Below are 20,907 nucleotides of genomic sequence, written 5' to 3' on the forward strand. Positions count from 1 at the left end.
TTTCAATTCCGATTTTAAAACAGATGCCCGTTAATCCATAAATGTGTGACGATGCTAGCAGCGTAACCTAAGGCAATTACGGGCATCCATTTTAAATGACCAAAGAAAGTATATTTGCCGTGCGCGGCGCCCATGAGGGCAACCCCTGCAGCAGAGCCGATGGAGAGCAAACTGCCTCCTACACCTGCGGTTAAGGTTACTAACAACCAGTTACCCATAGAAAGCTCTGGTTGCATGGTTAAAATGGCAAACATCACCGGAATGTTATCGACAATGGCGGATAATACGCCAACCATTACGTTCGCCCAAATAGGGTCCCACTGGGTATACATGATTTCAGATACTAGCCCTAAATAACCTAGCAAGCTTAATCCGCCGACACACATCACTACGCCGTAGAAAAAGAGTAGCGTGTCCCACTCAGCGTGCGAGACGCGTCGAAATACATCAAATGGCACTACTGAACCTAAACGTTGTAGTGCTGCTTCATCATGGCGAGCTTCTGCTAATGCTCTTTTCTTCGCCAGTGAACTTGGCAGAGTTTTGCGTAAGAAAAAGCCGAAGAATTGTAAATAGGCCAGTCCCATCATCATGCCGATAACAGGTGGGAAGTGGAATAATCCGTGAAAGGCAACTGCAGTGGCAATGGTTAAAATAAACAAGCACACGATGCGGCGCGCACCACGCTTTAGCTCCACATGTTCATGCACGGTATCTGGCTGAGTCGTCGGCACAAACAAAGACATGATGACGGCAGGGATGATGTAGTTCACCACTGAGGGCACAAATAAGGTTAAGAACTGTTCAAAATTGACGTGGCCTGCTTGCCACACCATCAGCGTTGTAATATCGCCAAAGGGACTAAACGCACCGCCGGCATTGGCGGCAATTACGATGTTAACGCAGGCAATATTGATAAATTTATAGTTAGTACCGCCCACTTTCATGACCACAGCGCACATTAATAGCGCGGTGGTGAGGTTATCGGCAATCGGCGAGATAAAAAAGGACAAGATCCCGGTCAGCCAAAATAGGGAACGTAAGTTAAAGCCTTTACTGACCATCCATGATTGCAGTGAGTCAAATAGGCGGCGCTCTTCCATTGCGCTGATGTAGGTCATGGCGACCAGTAAAAATAGCAGCAGCTCGGAATACTCTAATAAATTGTGGTCAAGTGCGCTCTTGGCGACCTCTATCTCTCCGAGCCTTAAAAAAGTGAAGCCAATTAAAATCCAAATCAGTCCCGCGGCCATTAACACAGGCTTTGATTTTCTCAGCTTTAGCACCTCTTCTCCCATCACCAAACAATAAGCAATGGCAAAAATGAACAATGCTAGATACCCTACGCCAGATTGAGTGAGATCTGGCGTACTATGGCTGGTGGCAGCGTAGGTTAACGGAGAAAAAAATAGGGATAGAAAGGCCAGAAATAATATGGACGAATAAGACTTCACTGCGACTCCTTGCAGACAATAAATCAGTTCCAATAGTGGCTTTTGTTTGACTATGCTCTATGGGTAAGTGGTAACAACAGTTAACAAAAGCAACAAGTTTCACATAGCCTAAACCTGAAACTAAAACAATAGCTTGCGGTGGATCACTTTTTACGAACTCAGATGAAATAATTTAGTTAACGCCAAGTATTTATTTGGTTAACAGTCAGGTTTGGTTTGCTGAGGTGTATTTGTGTTTTATTTCAATTGTTTGAATAGATAAAGATTAAGGGATTTTATGAATAAACAAGTCGATAGCCATAGCGCAGAAGCGTCAAAAAAACGCGTTTTATTGCTATTTGCTCATCCTTCTCAAGGGCGCTCTGAAGTGAATGCCGAATTGTTTAAGCTCGCTAACACCATTACTGGCGTGACGTGCGTTGATCTATATCGAGACTATCCCAAATACGACATCGACATTGAGCGAGAACAACAAAGGTTGTTAGAGCATGACGTGGTGATCTTTCAGTTCCCTTTATATTGGTATTCAACGCCTTCAATTCTCAAAGAGTGGCAAGATTTAGTTTTAGAATACAATTTTGCTTACGGCCCTAAAGGCACAGCGTTGCATGGTAAACATTTGTTGTGCGCTATCACCGCAGGCGGCAAGGAAGATGCCTATCAATGTGATGGTTATAACCATTACACCATTCGAGAATTGCTACATCCTATAGAGCAAACCGCTTCGTTAATTGGCATGCAATATTGGGCCCCGTTTGTGTTATTTGGCGCAAGGACCGCAGTTGAAGAAGGGCGGGTGAGTGAACATTTGCAACAGTGGCAATTGCTACTCAATGCCATTGTAGAAGATAGGGTGGATCTTAAAAAAGCGGGTCGGTTACCTCAATTAAGCGGGCACTTAGATTCAGCCTTGTTATTAGATGCAGAATTACCTGCCGCTGACGCTCAGTCACACACAAAGGGAGAGGCGTAATGACTGGATATTTCTTACAGGCATTTATCTATCTAATTGCGGCTGTCATTGCAGTGCCGATTGCAAAGCGTCTTGGTTTAGGTTCGGTGTTGGGTTACTTAATTGCAGGGGTAGTCATTGGGCCTATTACCGGTCTGGTTGGCGCAGAGACAGCGACCATTCAGCACTTTGCTGAATTTGGCGTCGTTATGATGCTGTTTTTGGTCGGGCTAGAGCTTGAACCTAAGATGCTGTGGAACATGCGCAATCGCTTAGTGGGGCTCGGCGGCATTCAGGTGGCGGGCACAGCAGGTATTGTAATGGCCATCGCGCTGATGTTAGGGGTGCAGTGGTCAATTGCGCTGGCTATCGGTCTTATTTTCTCCCTTTCTTCTACTGCTATTGTACTGCAAACCTTTAGCGAAAAGGGGTTAAGCAAAACTCAAGGCGGACAAAACGCTTTCTCGGTATTGCTGTTTCAAGATATCGCTGTGATTCCTATGTTGGCGTTTATTCCACTACTTGCTTTGCCTGAGTTGATTGCTGCCGCTCAATCGGCAGTGGTCGAAAGCGCAAACCATCACCCAGAATTGAGTTTAGTGGCTGGACTTCCGGGCTGGGCGTATGGACTGGTGATCACTGCTTCTATAGTTGCGGTTGTCGTAGGAGGGCATTTTGTCAGTCGTCCGCTGTTTCGCTTTGTGGCCTCATCTGGCTTACGAGAGATTTTTACTGCCACAGCATTGATGTTAGTGATTGGTATTGCCGCACTTATGGGCTTAGTGGGTTTGTCACCTGCACTAGGTACATTTTTAGCCGGGGTGGTATTGGCAAACAGTGAGTTTAGGCATGAATTAGAATCGAATATTGAGCCGTTTAAAGGACTATTGCTAGGGCTGTTTTTTATTACCGTCGGCGCTGGCATCAACTTTGGAATTTTGTTTGATGATTTTGCTCTTATTCTTGGGCTCACATTGGGCTTAATGCTACTTAAAGGGCTTGTTTTGTGGTGTCTCGCGGTGGTCTTTAAAATAAAAGGCGTCAATCGTTGGCTGTTTGCACTAAGCCTTGCGCAAGCAGGGGAGTTTGGTTTTGTACTGCTTAGCTTTACCGTACAAAACAATGTATTACCTAGTGATATTGCGAGCACCTTGTCCTTGGTTGTGGCGCTGTCGATGTTCTTTACGCCTGGCTTATTCATTGTTTATGAAAAAATTATTGTGCCTAGATTTGAAAAGCAAACCAATCAAGGCGAACAAGATGTGATTGATGAACAAGGCAAAGTGATTATTGCAGGGGTTGGGCGCTTCGGCCAGATAGTGAACCGACTGCTCGTAAATAATGGCGTAGAAACCGTAGTGTTGGATCATCAAGCAACGCAGGTCAATAACTTACGCAAAATAGGCATTAAAACCTTTTTTGGTGATGCCACTAAACCGGATCTGCTACACACTGCAGGCATAGAGCACGCCAGAGCGCTAGTGGTTGCCATTGATAATCAAGAGTCATCAGTGCAATTGGTGAAGTACGTTCGGCACACCTATCCGCAAGTTAAAGTCATTGCCCGAGCATTTGACCGAGGGCACTTTTATCAACTGCGACAAGCTGGCGCCCATCATATCGAAAGTGAAACCTTCCACTCTGCACTAGAGGTAGGCACCGTCGCGTTACGTTGTATGGGTTTTCATCCTTTTCAAATAGAACAACAACGTCATTCTTATATTTACGTAGAGAAACAGAGCTCAGATGAATTATATAATGCTTGGTTGGATGATTCTGAGGGTGAGCGTTACGACAATAACTTCTTAAAGCTGTTTATTGAGCTTGAAGATAAAATACGTGATGCCATGGGCTCAGATCGTCATGACGGTGATTCGCGCGCTGAAAGAGGGTGGACGCCACCACCAAAAGGCTATGCAGACCAATTTGAGGATAAGCTTGAGTGATAAAAGATAAATCGTGGCAAACACCAAAGAATTTCTTAATTCTAATTTCTATTATTGTGCCTGTGGCATTTTCAAGCTGGATGGCACTGTTAAATAACTTTGTGATTGAAAAGGCCCATTTTAACGGTGCAGATATTGGTTTGCTACAAAGTGTTCGTGAGATCCCAGGCTTTTTAGCCTTTAGTGTTGTATTTGTGCTGTTGTTTATTCGCGAGCAGAAATTCATGCTAATTGCATTGGTGATGCTTGGATTAGGCACGCTTTTGACGGGGTTTTACCCAAGTTTAACCGGGTTATTGCTGACCACATTATTAATGTCGAGCGGCTTCCATTACTTTGAAACTTTAAAACAATCATTATCATTGCAATGGTTATCAAAAGCAGAAGCGCCAGAAATGCTCGGCAAGATGATTTCCATCGGAGCGTTAGCATCCCTTATCACTTACGGCGCATTGTGGGTGATGTTACAAGTGCTCAAACTGGATTATTCCGTGGTGTACGCGATTACTGGCGGCACGACCATTGTATTAGTGGCGGTAATGGCATTTTGCTTCCCTCAATTTAAAACCGATACCGTGCAAAACAAAAAGCTAATTTTAAGAAAACGTTACTGGCTGTACTACGCTCTGACCTTTATGAGCGGCGCACGTCGCCAGATCTTTACCGTATTTGCAGGCTTTTTAATGGTAGAGAAATTTGGTTATTCGGCCGCAGATATCGCTTTGCTATTTTTGATTAATTACTCGTTTAACTTTTTGTTCGCCAAGAAAATTGGTCGTTTGATTGGCAAAATCGGCGAGCGAAAATCCATGATGTTTGAATATTTTGGTTTGATTTGCGTCTTCATTGGCTACGCAGTCGTAAAATCAGCACACTGGGCTGCTGCCTTATATGTGGTTGATCATCTCTTCTTTGCATTGGCACTAGCCATCAAAACCTATTTCCAGAAAATCGCCGACCCCGCAGATATGGCATCCACAGCAGGCGTAAGCTTTACCATTAACCACATTGCAGCGGTCGTCATTCCAGTAACCTTTGGCATCATTTGGCTAACTTCACCATCGTTGGTCTTTGTGATTGGCGCAGTAATGGCAGGGGTTTCTTTGCTATTGTCCTTGAATATTCCAGCCCATCCGACTGAGGGAAATGAAGTAAGATTTCTTCATTGGGGTAAGGCTTAATTTATAGAAGGCTATGATGTCTTGAAGTTGTAGTCGCTCCCCCTAGGCGGGGGAGTATTGAATATAGACGTATTGCTAGAAAAGATACTGTCATGTGTTTGATAGCTGCTTACTTTACCTATTGCTTGCTTCACAAGAACTTACCAGTTCAACTTTCATAGTTGTCGCTCCAAAAGAATACTAAAGTGATACTATGCTATCACTTTGAGCTTCTCAAGTTCCGTGACCACTAACGCGGCATTAAGGTGGGTAACGGTACCATGATACCTAACGATGGAATGAAAAATGCCATGCGTTGGGAGGCCATATTAAATGCTTGTAAGTGCATTTAGACGCGCACGTAAATCCACTTTACAATGCACTTTTCTTTTTCTACCCTCAAGCATATGAAGCCTAACAATATTACTGAAACCATTAACACGATCTCTTCCGATCGTCTCAATAGTTATCGTAGCTACTTTCATCTGAACTCAGATGAAGAGTGCTTAGGGCTGTATTTGTGGAATGACGCTCTTTCTGCTTCCTTTTTCAAATTAATTAGTATCTTTGAAGTAGCTCTTCGCAATACTATTCATAGGGAGCTGTCTCACCAATTCAATGCGCACCGACAGCAAGGGCATGCATTCGATAATGATTGGTATGAGTACCTGATTACCCTAGGTCAATTAAAGCCTAAGACAGTGGATATGATTCGAAAAGTCACCCATTTTCAATCACGAGGTCGCGGAAGAAGAAATCGAAATCAATTAATAGCGAAAAATCCGGCACCAACACCAGGAAAAGTAATCGCGGCACAAAGTTTTGGTTTCTGGGGGTTTTTAATTAATGATACTTCGTCGAACAACTCAATAGATTGGCAAAGCGCACTATTCAAAGGGCTTAAAGGGCACTTCGCCCTCCATTCTACTTACTGGTCTCAAAACGCACTAGAAGACTTTTTAATGCGGTTGAGTCAGGTCAATGAACTAAGAAACCGAATTGCTCACCACGAACCTATTTGGAAGTTCACTCAGATCAAACACTACAGAACCAACCAAGAAATCTATCCTGCGGCATCAACGCCAGAAGAGAGTATTCAGCGAATGAAGACTTTAAATGAGCGATTGTGCCGGATACTAGGCTGGGTATCCGAAGATAGAAAGAACGATTATTTGGACTCCCATTACAAATCATATTTTGATTGGCTTACAAGTATTGAAGCTCTAGATGTATACAAATCTCTTTCATACAGCAATATACTAACACCCGCACAAGCGAAAAGACGTTTTAATGGTATAGTAAAAAGTTCAAAGGTACATGAGATTATTGGCAAGCGAGGAATAGTTACTATACTCCCTGGAGTTGTGTAGTTGACACTACAGTAGCTTTATACCATAATTTAGTCACTAGCTCGTTAGGCTACAGTGTTGGTAATAAAATTCTCGCCAATATCTCTAACTTGAGCATTCTAGAAAGCACCCTGCGGGGTGCTTTTCGCTTTTCTAAGAGCTAAAATCTAAAGTCAGATAATGTCCGCTTAAGCGGTGAGCAACGTAATGCAATATTTCTGCGTACCACCTAACTCACAAAATTCAACGCATGGTAAAAATGCTACGCGTTGCGAATCCGTCTTGAAATGTTTGTTGAATGAACCCGCTTTGCTGCAGAAATAAGCATAAAGTGACCATACTTCTTGTAGCATCATTATGTGAATGATATCACCGTGTTTTTTGATTCGGATGGATATGATTCTCAGTTTAAAATAAACATCAAACCAAGTTACAACCTAATAACTATTCAACCATTTTTTATGAACCATTAACTGGAGCAGTTCTAAAGACAAATGACTTTAAGAAAGATTACTATGATGACATGAACTTCTCTATCACGAAAGATAGTGAAGGTTACAAAATGACCACTGTGTCCTGTGTCAACGGGGTCAGGTCTTGAATTTTGCAAAGAGAAAAATTTTTTCTGCGTATCTATCAGTACAACTGATGGGTCATCGGTGGGCTTGTGATACCAAGCTTTGGGACAAAACCATCGAAAAGCTTCGAGCTTTATTATCATAGCTCTAATCTTTATTGCCGAGTTTCAAACCCTAATGTTCAACGACGATTAGTAGCTCTACGTTAAACCAATTGTTTTAATCTCTATTCCAACAACTGCAGCCAATAGATCAGAAAACCCCGCTACAGATCCCTCTGCAGCGGGGTTTTTAATACATTGAATCAATGGGCGGTTAGTGATCCAAATACAGGTAGTTTTGCCAGCTCTTCATGCGAATCAGGATTTTACGCATGATAGAGACATGGTGAAAACTATCGGAATACACGGCAACTTCTACAGAAGCCCCTAAAGGTAATTGGTATTGAGATAAGTCATCGTGCAGTCGCAGTTTCACTAGTGCTCGGCCAGATACATTCAGTGATTGTGTGCCTAACAATCTTCCTGATGCCTGAATTTCACCTTCGGCCATAGCAGGGATGACGTTGACTACCTCGCCAGAGAAGACTCTGCCCGGTAAGCTTGGGAACATAAACTCAGCTTCAAACCCCGGCTCTAGGCGTTGTAATGAATTCTGGCGAAATGCCGCCGCATAATAAAATTCTTCAGCGTGGATAAAGACCATTGACGGTGCCAGTGGTAGAGGTACCGCCATTTGTCCCGGACGTAAGATAAGTTGCGTAACAAAGCCGTTGGTAGGGGCTCTGACTACCGTTTCATCAAGGTTAAACTCGGCTTGTCGAACTTGAGCTTGCAAGCGAGCGACCGTGGTATTTTCGCCCTCTATTTCAGATTCAAATGCCACACGAGCACTGTTTTCCATAGCGACTTTTGCTTCTAAATCAGCTTGCGCCCCTTTTAAGTTTTGACGACGAGTGTCTACTTGTTGGGCGGTAAATGCGCCTTTCTTGTAACCCGAATAATAACGATTAAACTCTTGTCGAATACGGTCACGCTCAGCGATAGAGCGGATTACATCGGCTTGAGCGGCTTTATATTCGGACTCTAACTGATAGACAGCTTGTATTGCGGCGGCCAAATCGGCCTGTTTGCTCATCAGCTCTGCTTCATAAGGTTCAGATTCAATTGTGAACAAGGGCTCACCTTTCACAATAAAAGTATCTGGTTTGACGTTGACTTCAACAACTCGACCTTTCACCGTCGGCACTATCGGTGTGGTGTTGTAAACTTGGCGACCAATTTGCGTAAATGGATGGTTGTAGTTCATCAGCAGTATTAAGGTGCCAATTAAAATAACGCCACCTAACACCGCGGTAGGAACACTCCATTTGTTCAATGGGATTTTAAATATTTTGAATACAGCGACACAAAACGCGGTATAGGTCAGTATGAGTAGTAAATCCATTACACATCTCCTTCGCTAGGTTGAGAGGGCGATTTAGCTGCAGTCTGAGGTTGCACTTGTGGCTGATTTTCTTGGAGTTGTTTTAGTTGAGCAACTTGTTGGGATAAATCATTAAGTTGTTGATTAAGCTGGGTAATGTCATGATGTAAATCAGATTGCTCTTGCTTGATTTGAGTCATTCCCCATCCACGGTCTTCACGCCATAAGGTGGCCCATATCCAGAGAAACGGCCAAATAACATGTAGGGTCAAAAGGCTGATCCAACCCGTTACGTGAATGGCGTCTTGGTGGGGATGATTTCGTTTTTTGGCAATTTCATAGGGAATATCGTGAATGACTATCACCCCATAAAAAAGGACAAGAGCAACGAAAACTAATAATCCTAAAGCTACGTAATCGAGAAGCATGTTTCATCCTTGTAATGCTTGTTCTGATATTGTTGTAATATTTTTAACTTTTATCTGAGTGAATACAACTACTTTATTGATTATATGAGCTTTTACTTGAGGTTTTGCCTGTTAAATGTAATTAACAATTGATGGGTTACAGTTAACTTCTATTACTATCACTGTGCTCTAAGCACCTAGCAGAAATGTTGAATGATAAGGTTTGCCTGTTTGGGAGAGTCAGTATTTTACAATTAAAGATTAAGGGTCTGATGTGAGTTTTGTAGGCGAAATCGCTGCGGTGAGTGCGGCTATGGTGTGGGCGATCGCAACATGGATATACGGCCAGTTTAGTCATCGCTTTAGTGCGCTGCAGCTGAATATTATTAAAGGCGTTATAGGCTCGGCAATGATGTTATTGGTGTTGCCGTTGTTACCTGTGCCAAAGATAGAGATCTCTAGCCAACATGCATTAATTTTAGGGCTTTCTGGCGTGATTGGTATTGCCATTGGTGACAGTGCCTATTTTGCGGCGTTAAAGAGAATTGGACCTAATAATACCTTACTGCTTGAGTCTCTGGCGCCACCGCTATCTGGGGTGTTTGCGTTACTCTTTTTAGGCTTAGGGCTTAGCTTGCTCAATTGGGTGGGGATTCTTGTCACTACTATCGCGGTGGTGTTTGTCGTCATACAACCTTCGTCAACAGCCAAAAGTACACACTCTAAATCAGGGATTGCGTATGGCTTACTGGCCAGTGTGTGCCAAGCCAGTGGCGTGGTTATTTCGCATTTTGCTTTGGTGGCAGGGGATATTAATCCGTTGTTAGGCGCACTTTTGCGCTTGTCTATTGGTGTGCTAGCCGTGGCGATGATCATTCCTTTTTGTCAGCCCAAGCCATTTTCGCATTTGTTGAGCTCGGCGAAAAAGATGGCCAAAACAGACCGATATTATTTGTTAGCGGCGATTACGGTCGGAACATTTCTCGCATTGTGGTTACAGCAAGTGGCGTTGAAATACGCAAATCCAGCCATCGCACAAACTCTAATTGCGACCAGTCCATTATTTATGTTGGTGATTTATAAGATAAAGGGATTAAGTCTATCTGGACGTTCAATAATAGGTACGCTGGTGGCTATTTTGGGGGTGGCAATGTTGCTGATGGGCTAAGTGCTTTAGTACCAAGTATTAAGCTTTTGCTACTGGCTTTACTACGGGCGATTACTACGGACTATTATTACGGGCTATTGCAACAATTGATCCAATGATAATGGCTTCTCAGAAATGCCTGCATTCACGGCTGGCGTTTCTCCCGGATTGTTTTGATGGCAAAGGTTGTTCCATGCTTTATAAATGTCTAATAAAGGCAACAATCCTTCAGGACGGCGCTTGCGGCGAGGTTCATTGACGCTACTTTTGAAAATGACATGGAAACGTTCCATGTAATTGCTAATAGGGGTGTGCTTGGGCAGTTGATGAACCTGTTTTTGGGTAAGATTGCTTTCGATGATTTGGCAGATAGCGCGCTGCTCAGTATTCGCTCGAATATGCTTTTGCTCAGATAGCGACCACGACACCTTGTTATGCGCAAAAATTAAAGGCTGAGGCTTACTGCCCATTCTTCCTTCTACCCATGCCGGATCATCAATTTGATAAAGCAGATCCAGTGATTGCTTTTGACGCATTCCATTAAAACTGGTGATTGCCGCTTCTGCTAGCATAGGTTCAAAAGCAAGGCTTAAGGTTAGCTTATCCATGTCCTGAAACCACTGATTTATCTGATGATAGTGGGCAGTGGCGCAGTATATTGGCGTGACCAATGATGTTTTAACTGGGTAATTAAGCTGAGTTTGATTGTGCAGAGGGTTATTGCGATGGCTTCTGGCACTATGATCGTTTAAGCGAGCCATAATAATGTCGGCCAGTTTATCGCTAGCAGGCTCTGATAGCGGCGTATTGATGCTGGCAAGGTATTCTCTGGCAATGATGCGATTACCCGATACATTGGCTTGTTCACTGATATTGACCGATTGATGCACCACATAATGAGAGTTTAAATCTAGGGTGCATATCCAAAGCACACCATTCTCGCTGTTGGGTTGCAGGTAATGATAGTCGCTACCTAATAAATACTGCTGTGATTGGTTTTGCCAATGGTGGTCAAAAACCGACGACTTATGACGACAAATTGCAGCCATGGCTTTGATATGGTCATTCAAGGTTTTGGCTTGCATCTGCAATTTTATCGAGATTTCCTTCAAGCTAAAGCCGGTTAATAACAGCGCTAAAATAGTGACATGCGTTTTTAAGTTAGGGTTAGCAACCGAAAATCGGTCAACAACGGTCTTTTGACAACTCTTACAGCGGTAACGTTGTTTATCGCCACTAAAACCAAATGAATAGTATTTTTCTGGATAAAGCTGCACGTTGTAACCCAAGTTGTCGCACGCTTTGTTGGTACATGCAGTGAGACCAGCTTGTAAATATTCACGTTGTGAACTTAGCTCGCTTTGCAGTTCATCGGGCCAAATGATCGGAGAGATGTTGTGACAACTGGCACAAGCAATTTGTGGGTTATTGCGTTCACTGAGAATCGAATAATTCGCCGCATTTAATGAGCCAAAATCTGCACATAACGGATTTTTGCAAAAATTAAGTTCGATGATTTGTTGGGTAATTTTCTCAGGCACGACTATCTGTTCATTGTGATTCGAACTTTGATTCTATCTAAAATTAACACAATAAACACTTTTTAAATAAAAAGATGACCTTTACGGCTGTTTTGCCCGTACAATAAAGAAATAGTTTAACAACAAATATTTAACTTTTTCTAAGGATTGAAATATGGTTAATACGCAGACAGAAAGTAAAGCTAATACGTCTATTCAAATTGGAATTAGCGCTTGTGTGTTAGGGGAGAAAGTTCGCTTCGACAGTGGCAGTAAAGCAAGTAAATTTGTGACTAAAGAATTAGCTCCTTTTTTTGACTTTGTGCCTGTTTGTCCAGAGGTAGGCGTCGGCATGACTGTTCCGCGTCCAACCATCCGTTTAGTTTCAGAAGAACAACGCATTGCGTTAGTTGAAACCAAAGACCCAACCAAAGACCACACCGATAAAATGATCGATTACTCCAATAATAAAGTGGATGAGTTAACTCAAACTGAGTTGTGTGGCTATATTGTGTGCGCAAAGTCTCCAACCTGCGGCATGGAACGCGTCAAAGTGTACACCAAAGCGGGGGCGAGCAATGAAGGCGTTGGGCTGTATACTGATGTTCTGATGAAGAAAATGCCATGGCTTCCGGTAGAAGAGGATGGCCGCTTAAACGATCCTGTATTAAAAGAAAATTTCATTTCTCGAATCTTCAGTTTAAAAGATTTCTACGACTGTGTAGGTGATAGCCCAACATCCGGAAAAATAGTGGCGTTTCACTCTCGGTATAAGCTGACTTTGATGGCACATGATCCTATCTCTTATAAAGCGCTTGGTCAGTTAGTGGCTAAGGTAGCGGATTATGACAATCAAGAGTTTTATGAACTCTACCGCCTGAAATTCATGCAAGCGTTGACCAACAGAGCAAGTCGAAAAAATAACTCTAATGTTCTGATGCACATTCAAGGGTACTTTAAAAAATCGCTGTCAGGGCCAGAGCGACAAGAACTGCGCGCCGTTATTGACGAGTATCGCCAAGGCTTGCTGCCTTTGTTGAGTCCACTCACGCTGATCAGACACTATTTGTCTTTGTATCCGGATGCTTACTTACAAAGTCAAAAATTTTTAGCCCCGCATCCTCAAGAACTTCGTTTGCGTTACAGCCTATAAAAGGAGAGGTTGAATGCGAGCTTTAGTCTGGTTACGTCGTGATCTTAGAACGATAGATAATACGGCGCTAATTCGCGCCATGGATAACGTTGAACAAGCCAACAGTGACGAAAAAGGCCTGATTGCGCTGTTTACGGTGACTGAGAAACAGTGGCAAGAGCACGGCGTTTCGGCAATGCAGCAACAACTGATTTTTCGTCGTTTACAGGCATTATCGATTGAATTAGCTGAATTAAAGGTTCAGTTACACATTGAAGTCGTCGATCACTACCAAGATTGTGGCTCGTTAATTTCGCAGTTGTGTGAGCGCATGTCGATAAAACATGTGTTCGCTAATGCTGACTATGAGGTGAATGAGGTACAAAGAGACCAGCAAGTTAAAAACAAGCTTGAGTCACAAAACATTCCTTTCACGCTTTGTTCAGATAAGTGTGTGTTTGCGCCGGGAAGTATTTTAAATAAACAAAGCAGTTATTTTAAAGTATTCACCCCGTTTAAAAAAAGTTGGTTACAACGCTTTAATCCAGCTCAATTAGCGGTGCGTAAACCGATTGCGCTTACCGTCAATAAATTATTTGATGGCGAGCAAGGGTTCGAACTTTGCTCAAAGATGGGAGATGCGCAACAAGCATTGTCAGCCACAACGGTGGCGTGGCACGCTGATACTCAATCCATCATTAACCAACTGCGGCTATTTTCCTTTCAAAAAGCCAATAATTATCACGACAACAGAGATGTGCCATCAGTAAACGGCACCAGTCAGCTTTCCCCTTACCTTGCACTAGGTATGTTATCGGTTCGTCAATGTATTGCTCGTTTACTTAATGGCCGCCACCCTGAACATTTAAGTGAAGGTGAGCAGACGTGGCTTAGTGAGTTGATATGGCGGGAGTTTTATCAGCATCTTATTTATTTCCAACCTAAGCTGTGCAAAGGCGCTAACTTTGTGGCGTGGTGCAATAATATTCGTTGGCAAGGCGACATTGAGCATCTTAAAAGCTGGCAACAAGGTGCCACAGGTTATCCTATTGTGGACGCGGCTATGAAGCAGTTAAACCAGACAGGTTGGATGCACAATCGACTGCGAATGATAGTGGCGAGCTTTTTAAGCAAAGATCTATTGTTAGATTGGCGCTTTGGCGAGCGTTATTTTATGAGCCAGTTAGTCGATGGTGATTTTGCCGCTAATAACGGCGGATGGCAGTGGTCAGCATCTACCGGCTGTGACGCGCAACCTTACTTTCGGATTTTTAATCCTATCTCGCAAGGCAAGAAGTTTGACCCGCAAGGCGAGTTTGTAAAACAGTGGCTACCTGAGCTGCAATCTGTACCAGATAAATACATTCATTCGCCTTGGTTATGGGAGGAATTTGCCAGTTTGGACTATCCTGATCCTATCGTTGATCATAAAAAACAACGGCAATTGGCGCTACAGATGTATAAGGAAGCTAAGAATAGTGAATGTTAGGTCTTGGATTAAGTATTTAAGCATTAGCTTGTCATTGGTGATGTCGGCCTCGTTGTTTATACCAAGCGCACTGGCCGCAACCTATCGGTTACCTGTCGATGGCAGTCATGTGGCGGGGAAATTGCAACGTCACCAAGTCAAAGCGGGCGAGACCTTCGCGCTGCTTGCTAAAGATTATGATGTTGGTCTGCTTAGCCTGATTGCGGCCAACCGTGGTGTTGACCCTTTTCTTCCTGAAGAGGGGGAGGTGCTTACCATTCCTAATCGCTTTATTCTACCCTTGGCAAAACAGCAAGGGATAGTGGTTAACCTTGCTGAGCTTCGCCTTTACTATTTTGACCCTGATGGTGAGCATGTGCATGTATTTCCGGTGGGGATTGGGCGTATTGGTCGCGAGACCCCGCAAATGGTCACCTCTATCAGTTCTATGATCGAAGCGCCGACTTGGACGCCGCCAAAGTCTATTCGTATGGCTTACGAAGAAGACGGTATTGAACTGCCTGAAGTTGTGCCTGCAGGTCCAGACAACCCATTGGGCGAATATGCCATGCGTTTGCGATATGGCGCGGGGCAGTATTTGATTCATGGCACTAACAAGGATTTTGGTATTGGCCTTAGAGTGAGTAGTGGCTGTATTCGCATGGAACCAGAGGACATAAAATGGCTATTTGAGCGGGTGGGGCGTGGCACTAGAGTGCAAATTGTTAACCAACCCATAAAAATGGCCGTTGAACCTGATAGCAGTGTTTTTATCGAATCTCATGAGCCATTAACAGCGCGAGATGGAATGAAGCAAACGTTCGATTGGCCGTTGGAGTTACAGGTCTGGTTAGATAATGATGGGTTAGAGAATTATGCTGAAACGTATTCAAAAGTGACTGGGGTGATTCAAATTCAAACGGGTATGCCGATTATGGTGCACGATGGAAGCCATCATTGATGGGTGTCATTGGTATAACCTGTCTTGAAAATCTAGCCCCACAAAAAAGCCAGCTGTAACAGCTGGCTTTGAAATTTAGTGCGTAGTGGAGACTACTTAGTATAGGATTGTGCGACGTTATCTAGGCGTTCGTTTGCACGAGCTGATTCGTCTTGTGCAGCCATAGCGGCTTCTTTAGCTTGCATCGCAGCAGCTTTGTTTTCTGCTGAGTCTTTTTCATGTTCAGCTTTTAGTGCTGCTAGATCTTGCTCTAGTTGCGATACTCTTGAATCAGTATCAGCCATTTGTGCTTTAGTCGCTTCATCTGGACCTGATGCACAGCCTGCCAACAATAATACTGAGCTAACTCCTGCTGCAAGTATAATTTTTTTATTCATACGAACTCCCTGATTTCTTTTAGTTATGCCACTTATTTCTGATGGCTTAAATAGTGTAGACGTAGAATAAAGTATGTTCGAATAATTTATAGAAATTAGGTAATTATCACGAAAACCTGCGCCAATTGCCCCTCAAATAGCGGATATTTTTGTGATCTGAGTCGTCAACTAGGGTACTATTAGCCCGATTTTTGTATAAGTTGCTTTCTCTATATCTCATTTTGGGCAGATAGAAGGCAAAATCATCCCGTTTTTTTGGAGAGTACTTTGAAGTTTAGAGAATTAGGTTTAGACAATCGTTTAATGAAGAATTTGGATCACTATTCGTTTAAGAATGCGACCGAAATTCAGCAACAGGCAATCCCTGTAGCACTTGCAGGTAAGGATTTACTTGCCTCGTCTAAAACCGGTTCTGGTAAGACTTTAGCGTTTGTTTTGCCAATGCTGCATAAAGCATTAAAAAGCAAAGCCTTCTCTGCCAAAGATCCGCGCGGTGTGATTTTAGCACCGACGCGTGAATTAGCGCGCCAAGTCTATGGCGAGCTTCGCACTATGTTAGGTGGCCTTTCTTATACGGCGACTTTGATTGTTGGTGGTGAAAACTTTAACGACCAAGTCAAAGCACTGCGCAAGTACCCACGTTTTATCGTGGCAACGCCAGGACGTTTAGCCGATCACCTTGAGCACCGCTCTCTATTTCTAGATGGTTTAGATACGTTAATCCTTGATGAAGCTGACCGTATGTTAGATCTGGGCTTTGCTCCTGAGCTGATGCGCATTCACAAACTGGCAAAACACCGTCGCCGTCAAACATTGATGTTCTCTGCAACGCTCGATCACGCCGAAGTGCATGATATGGCAATGGAGATGTTAAACGCTCCAAAACGTATTTCGATTGATAGCGGTAACGCGCACCATACGGATATCGACCAGAAATTTTATCTTTGTGATCACTTAGATCATAAAGAAGCCTTGTTGCATCGCATCATTGCTGATGCCGATTACAATCAGATTATGATTTTCACCGCCACGCGCTCGGATACCGAACGTTTAACCGTTGAATTGAACAAACTGAATTTAAAAGCGGTCGCATTAAGTGGCGGCCTGACTCAAACTCAGCGTAATACCATTATGAGCCAGTTTGAGCGTACCGTATTTAAGATTTTGGTGACCACAGATATCGCCTCGCGTGGTATTGATATTGCCAATGTATCGCACGTGATTAACTTTGATATGCCAAAACATACCGAAGAGTACGTACACCGTGTAGGCCGTACTGGTCGTGCGGGCAACAAAGGCATGGCATTGTCTTTAGTTGGACCAAAAGATTGGGATAGCTTCAAGCGCGTAGAAAGCTTCTTACAACAAGAGCTTACCTTTGATGTTCTTGAAGGGCTAAAAGGCAAGTTCAAAGGCATTAAACCTAAGAAGCCGACGTTCCGCGGTAAAACGAACAAGACCAATAATAAGCCGACAGCAACCAAAAAAGTGGCTAAGAAACCGGTTAAGCGCGATAAAACATTCCACACCAATGTGGCAGTGGGCGATGCGGTATTTATACCTAAAAAGAAAACGCCACCTAAAATTGACGACTAATTGATTCTCAATTATCCCAATTCATACTAGCGAAGACTCAGGTCTTCGCTTTTTTTTGTCTTAAATCTTATACCAATCGTACTAAATAACTGATCATTCTAGCTTGTTAAAATGCTCGATAACTGCGTTAGAATTTTTGATTGTAGAATAATTACTTATCGAAAATTTCTGCCTTCATCTCGAGCATTTTTCCTGCGCTAGCTCTGATCACTTACTTAGTGTGATTGGTATTATTTCGCGTTGCGGTTTAATTTAATCGGTTTTTTTGCGTTGAAATATTTCAATTATTTCATCGTCAATTATGACAGTTTAGTGAAAGGCTACTGCGGGGAAGTGAGTCTATTTAGCGCGAAAAATCAGTATGAGATTTGAGCAAAATCGTTAACTTTGCTTTGCGTTATGCTAAGTGAAAGTTGACGTGCTTTTATCTCATTGCTTTTTAAGTGCTTGTTTGTAAAGATAAAAATCAGCAAGAGCTCAGCTGTTATATCAAATCCACAACCCCGTATTTCATTCTGTCCTTGACGCTTGTGCTTATTTATAGGCTTTAAAAACTCAGCGTTATTTATTGTCCTATTTGATGAAAATTGTCATTTAGCTTTCAAAGTTCTGAAACATAAGTGTCACACAACACCCTTAAAGTGTCCCTCGTCAACTAAACAAACCCACAGCATAGTAAATGTTGTGAACGTTATTCCCATTAAGGACAAACAGATGAAAAAGACAGTAATCGGTGCAGTTGCACTTCTAGGCGCACTAACAATGACTCCTGCAGTTGCAAAAGAGACTATCTCAGCAGTTGGTTCAAGCAGCGTTACTCCTCTTATGGAAGTTTTCTCTGAAACTTACATGAAGTCGAACAATAACGTATTTATCGAAGTTCAAGGCCCTGGCTCTTCTGCAGGTGTTCGTGCTGCTAAATCTGGTACAGCAAACCTAGGTATGTCTTCTCGTGCTCTTAAAGCTTCTGAAGAAGAACCTTCTCTAAAGGAACTACCTATCGCTCATGATGGTATCGCAGTAGTTGTTAACCCTGACAACTCTGTAGAAGGTCTAACTTCTAAGCAAGTTCAAGCTATCTACAAAGGCGAAATCTCAAACTGGAAACAAGTTGGTGGCGCAGACAAGCCAATCGTAACCGTTACACGTGACACAGCTTCTGGTACTCGTGGCGCTTTCGAAGACATCATGGGTCTTAAAATGAAAGTAAACGACATTACTGTATCTGCTATCTCTCAGCGTGCTCAAGTAGCAAACGGTAACGGCGCACTTAAAACTCAAGTTGCTTCTAACCCATACGCTATCGGTTACATCTCTCTTGGTACGGTAGACAGCACGGTTCACGCTTTAGCAATCGACGGCGCAAAACCTTCTGTAGAAAACATTAAGAGTGGTTCTTACAATGTTTCTCGTCCTTTCCTAGTTCTTTACAAAGAAGCGAACACTTCTGCTGAAACTAAGAAATTCATCGAGTGGATGCAATCTGCAGCAGCACAAAAACTAGTAGCAAGCAAAGGCTACATCGCTGCTCACTAATAGAAAAAGAGTTATTTTGCTCAGCCTGTGAAGGCTGAGCTTTTTCCGCGCACCTTGTTTGCGTATTTGATTTTCCCATCGCAATTTATAGTGAATTTTTCAATGAAAAATGACAATGTTCAAGCTTCGGTTATCCCTAGCTCTTCATTAAGGGAAGACCGTGGCGTTGATTGGAGAGAACGAATCTTTCACGGATTGTTCTTATCCAGTGCCGTTATCGGTATTGTTTCTCTAGCCATCATCGCTTACTTCATCGTTAAAGAAAGTATCCCAGCATTCCAAGCCGCGGGTTTTAGCGGAATCGTCCTAGGACAAAACTGGTTACCACCTGCACTGTACGGTGTTGCAACTATGATTGTTGCCTCGCTGGTCTCTACACTCGGTGCGGTGCTATTTGGTGTTCCTGTTGGCGTATTAACCGCTATCTTCATTGCTGAAATTGCGCCTAAGCGCGTAGGTAACATAATCCGCCCAGCTATCGAGCTATTGGCGGGTATCCCTTCGGTAGTGTACGGCTTCTTTGGTCTGGTGATTATCGTTCCACTTATCCAGCAGATCTTCAACGTACCTGCGGGTAACACTATCTTGGCCGGTATCATCGTACTAGGCGTAATGATTCTACCGACGGTAATTACCGTTTCTGAAACTTCTATTCGCGCTGTGCCGCGAGCTTATAAAGAAGGGTCTTTAGCGTTAGGTGCTTCAAAGATTTACACCATCTTTAAGATCCTCGTTCCAGCGGCTCGCTCTGGCATTATGACGGGCGTGATTTTGGGGATTGGTCGTGCTCTTGGCGAAACAATGGCCATCATTATGGTTATGGGTAATGCTCCAGCAATGCCTGAAGGACTATTGGATGCGGCGCGTACACTGACCGCCAACATCGCAATCGAAATGTCGTACGCAAGCGGGCTTCACGCAAATGCATTGTACGCAACCGGTGTGGTTCTGTTGATCTTCATTATGATGTTAAACGGTGCTCTTTTGTATCTTAACCGTCAGAAAGCGAGATAAGAGTAATGGATACAGTAAAACTAAAACAATCTCGTCAGCGCAAAGACAATATGCTTAACGTATTTGTATGGCTTTCTGCTGGCTTAACCGTGGGCTTTTTGTTCTGGATTATCTGGTACATTTTGTCGAATGGTTTGCAATTCGTAAACTGGGACTTCGTGACAGGCGACTACAGTCGTACTGGTGATTCTCAGGGTATTTTCCCAATGATCGTGTCAACGATTTATATGGTTGTTGCTTCGATTTCTGTTGCAGCGCCTTTGGGTATCATGACAGCTATCTACCTGACTGAATATGCACAAGTGGGTAGTAAGTTCGTAAAAGTGATTCGTTTTTGTACTGAATCACTGGCGGGTATCCCGTCAATTATCTTTGGTCTATTTGGTATGACTTTCTTTGTGACCATTTTAGGATTAGGCTTCTCTATCCTATCGGGTGCACTAACGTTAAGTATTTTGATTCTGCCAGTGATTATCCGTGCAACGGAAGAAGCACTGATGGCGGTTCCACACACTTTCCGTGAAGGTTCTTATGCGTTAGGCTCGTCAAAAATCTACACCATTTGGCGCTTAATCCTACCAAGCGCAATGCCAGGTATTTTGACGTCTGTTATCTTGAGTATTGGTCGCGTAATTGGTGAATCAGCGCCGGTATTTTTGACAGCAGGTATGGTGGCACGTATCCCTGATACGCTTCTTGATTCAGGCCGTACGCTAACCGTTCACCTATATAAGTTAACAACAGAGCTATTTACTATTGATGAGTGGAACCAAGCCTACGGTACGGCAACAGTGCTGATTGTGGTGGTGCTTCTGATTAATATGTTAACCAAACTTATCGCTAGCCGTTTCAACAAAGCGACTTACTAATTGTTGTTAGATAGAC

Annotated in this window: 17 protein-coding genes; 12 read left to right on the forward strand and 5 right to left on the reverse strand. The window is 43.2% G+C overall.

Annotation, left to right across the window (positions count from 1 at the left end):
• Positions 1 to 14: 14 nt before the first annotated feature.
• Complete coding sequence (gene nhaD, locus QV280_RS14080) at positions 15 to 1,427, reverse strand: sodium:proton antiporter NhaD (RefSeq protein ID WP_172972811.1); 1,413 nt, start codon at positions 1,425 to 1,427, stop codon at positions 15 to 17.
• Positions 1,428 to 1,731: 304 nt separating this feature from the next.
• Here nhaD and QV280_RS14085 point away from each other — a divergent pair, with 304 nt between their 5' ends.
• The 4 genes from QV280_RS14085 (at position 1,732) to QV280_RS14100 (ending at position 6,882) form a co-directional block, all read left to right on the forward strand.
• Entirely contained in the window at positions 1,732 to 2,427 is a 696-nt protein-coding gene (locus QV280_RS14085) for an NAD(P)H-dependent oxidoreductase (RefSeq protein WP_152820588.1), read from the forward strand.
• Positions 2,427 to 4,352, forward strand: coding sequence for a monovalent cation:proton antiporter-2 (CPA2) family protein (locus QV280_RS14090; protein ID WP_152820590.1), 1,926 nt, complete (start codon positions 2,427 to 2,429; stop codon positions 4,350 to 4,352). The genes QV280_RS14085 and QV280_RS14090 overlap by 1 nt, the downstream gene beginning before the upstream one ends.
• Positions 4,349 to 5,533 carry an MFS transporter gene (locus tag QV280_RS14095; RefSeq protein WP_023403504.1) on the forward strand — a complete coding sequence of 395 codons (1,185 nt, stop codon included), beginning with the start codon at positions 4,349 to 4,351 and terminating at the stop codon, positions 5,531 to 5,533. Before QV280_RS14090 ends, QV280_RS14095 begins: the two co-directional genes overlap by 4 nt.
• Positions 5,534 to 5,889: 356 nt before the next feature.
• Positions 5,890 to 6,882: an Abi family protein gene (locus QV280_RS14100; RefSeq protein ID WP_216643773.1), complete on the forward strand. Its 993-nt coding sequence runs from the start codon at positions 5,890 to 5,892 to the stop codon at positions 6,880 to 6,882.
• A gap of 872 nt (positions 6,883 to 7,754) precedes the next feature.
• Here the strand turns inward: QV280_RS14100 and QV280_RS14105 are convergent.
• Both QV280_RS14105 and QV280_RS14110 read right to left on the reverse strand, forming a co-directional pair.
• Positions 7,755 to 8,885: an HlyD family secretion protein gene (locus QV280_RS14105; protein WP_152820592.1), complete on the reverse strand. Its 1,131-nt coding sequence runs from the start codon at positions 8,883 to 8,885 to the stop codon at positions 7,755 to 7,757.
• Positions 8,885 to 9,292, reverse strand: coding sequence for a DUF3302 domain-containing protein (locus QV280_RS14110; RefSeq protein ID WP_023403507.1), 408 nt, complete (start codon positions 9,290 to 9,292; stop codon positions 8,885 to 8,887). Before QV280_RS14110 ends, QV280_RS14105 begins: the two co-directional genes overlap by 1 nt.
• A gap of 253 nt (positions 9,293 to 9,545) precedes the next feature.
• On the opposite strand from QV280_RS14110, the gene QV280_RS14115 reads away from it, so the two are divergent.
• Positions 9,546 to 10,439, forward strand: coding sequence for an EamA family transporter (locus QV280_RS14115; RefSeq protein ID WP_367869563.1), 894 nt, complete (start codon positions 9,546 to 9,548; stop codon positions 10,437 to 10,439).
• 74 nt (positions 10,440 to 10,513) lie between these two features.
• Here QV280_RS14115 and QV280_RS14120 read toward each other — a convergent pair whose 3' ends face one another.
• Entirely contained in the window at positions 10,514 to 11,959 is a 1,446-nt protein-coding gene (locus tag QV280_RS14120) for a hypothetical protein (RefSeq protein WP_253912547.1), read from the reverse strand.
• A 154-nt stretch (positions 11,960 to 12,113) separates the two neighbouring features.
• On the opposite strand from QV280_RS14120, the gene QV280_RS14125 reads away from it, so the two are divergent.
• The 3 genes from QV280_RS14125 to QV280_RS14135 are packed head-to-tail and all read left to right on the forward strand — an operon-like array spanning position 12,114 to position 15,499.
• A complete protein-coding gene (locus QV280_RS14125) occupies positions 12,114 to 13,091 on the forward strand; it encodes a YbgA family protein (protein WP_152820594.1) in 978 nt (325 codons plus the stop codon).
• 13 nt (positions 13,092 to 13,104) lie between these two features.
• Positions 13,105 to 14,559 (forward strand): deoxyribodipyrimidine photo-lyase, encoded by a 1,455-nt coding sequence (phrB, locus tag QV280_RS14130; RefSeq protein WP_152820596.1) that lies wholly within the window; start codon positions 13,105 to 13,107, stop codon positions 14,557 to 14,559.
• A 40-nt stretch (positions 14,560 to 14,599) separates the two neighbouring features.
• Positions 14,600 to 15,499, forward strand: coding sequence for a L,D-transpeptidase family protein (locus QV280_RS14135; protein WP_039970294.1), 900 nt, complete (start codon positions 14,600 to 14,602; stop codon positions 15,497 to 15,499).
• Positions 15,500 to 15,591: 92 nt separating this feature from the next.
• Here QV280_RS14135 and QV280_RS14140 read toward each other — a convergent pair whose 3' ends face one another.
• Positions 15,592 to 15,876: an Lpp/OprI family alanine-zipper lipoprotein gene (locus QV280_RS14140; protein ID WP_023403513.1), complete on the reverse strand. Its 285-nt coding sequence runs from the start codon at positions 15,874 to 15,876 to the stop codon at positions 15,592 to 15,594.
• A 267-nt stretch (positions 15,877 to 16,143) separates the two neighbouring features.
• Here QV280_RS14140 and QV280_RS14145 point away from each other — a divergent pair, with 267 nt between their 5' ends.
• From QV280_RS14145 to pstA, 4 genes are all read left to right on the forward strand, one after another.
• A complete protein-coding gene (locus QV280_RS14145) occupies positions 16,144 to 17,472 on the forward strand; it encodes a DEAD/DEAH box helicase (RefSeq protein WP_152820598.1) in 1,329 nt (442 codons plus the stop codon).
• A gap of 714 nt (positions 17,473 to 18,186) precedes the next feature.
• Positions 18,187 to 19,008, forward strand: a complete 822-nt coding sequence (locus QV280_RS14150; protein WP_023403515.1) for a phosphate ABC transporter substrate-binding protein — start codon at positions 18,187 to 18,189, stop codon at positions 19,006 to 19,008.
• 102 nt (positions 19,009 to 19,110) lie between these two features.
• On the forward strand, positions 19,111 to 20,022 hold the full coding sequence (pstC, locus tag QV280_RS14155; RefSeq protein WP_152820600.1) for a phosphate ABC transporter permease subunit PstC: 912 nt from the start codon (positions 19,111 to 19,113) through the stop codon (positions 20,020 to 20,022).
• Between the two features lie 5 nt (positions 20,023 to 20,027).
• Positions 20,028 to 20,891 carry a phosphate ABC transporter permease PstA gene (gene pstA, locus QV280_RS14160; RefSeq protein ID WP_152820602.1) on the forward strand — a complete coding sequence of 288 codons (864 nt, stop codon included), beginning with the start codon at positions 20,028 to 20,030 and terminating at the stop codon, positions 20,889 to 20,891.
• Positions 20,892 to 20,907: the final 16 nt, after the last annotated feature.

The organism is Vibrio sp. B1Z05, from assembly GCF_052955985.1.

Bases quoted from the DNA above. Each gene is read 5' to 3' on its own strand.
- QV280_RS14085 (WP_152820588.1), top strand. From the start codon at position 1,732: ATGAATAAACAAGTCGATAGCCATAGCGCAGAAGCGTCAAAAAAACGC.
- QV280_RS14090 (WP_152820590.1), top strand. From the start codon at position 2,427: ATGACTGGATATTTCTTACAGGCATTTATCTATCTAATTGCGGCTGTC.
- QV280_RS14100 (WP_216643773.1), top strand. From the start codon at position 5,890: ATGCACTTTTCTTTTTCTACCCTCAAGCATATGAAGCCTAACAATATT.
- QV280_RS14105 (WP_152820592.1), bottom strand. From the start codon at position 8,885: ATGGATTTACTACTCATACTGACCTATACCGCGTTTTGTGTCGCTGTA.
- QV280_RS14110 (WP_023403507.1), bottom strand. From the start codon at position 9,292: ATGCTTCTCGATTACGTAGCTTTAGGATTATTAGTTTTCGTTGCTCTT.
- QV280_RS14125 (WP_152820594.1), top strand. From the start codon at position 12,114: ATGGTTAATACGCAGACAGAAAGTAAAGCTAATACGTCTATTCAAATT.
- phrB (WP_152820596.1), top strand. From the start codon at position 13,105: ATGCGAGCTTTAGTCTGGTTACGTCGTGATCTTAGAACGATAGATAAT.
- QV280_RS14135 (WP_039970294.1), top strand. From the start codon at position 14,600: ATGTCGGCCTCGTTGTTTATACCAAGCGCACTGGCCGCAACCTATCGG.
- QV280_RS14140 (WP_023403513.1), bottom strand. From the start codon at position 15,876: ATGAATAAAAAAATTATACTTGCAGCAGGAGTTAGCTCAGTATTATTG.
- QV280_RS14150 (WP_023403515.1), top strand. From the start codon at position 18,187: ATGAAAAAGACAGTAATCGGTGCAGTTGCACTTCTAGGCGCACTAACA.
- pstC (WP_152820600.1), top strand. From the start codon at position 19,111: ATGAAAAATGACAATGTTCAAGCTTCGGTTATCCCTAGCTCTTCATTA.
- pstA (WP_152820602.1), top strand. From the start codon at position 20,028: ATGGATACAGTAAAACTAAAACAATCTCGTCAGCGCAAAGACAATATG.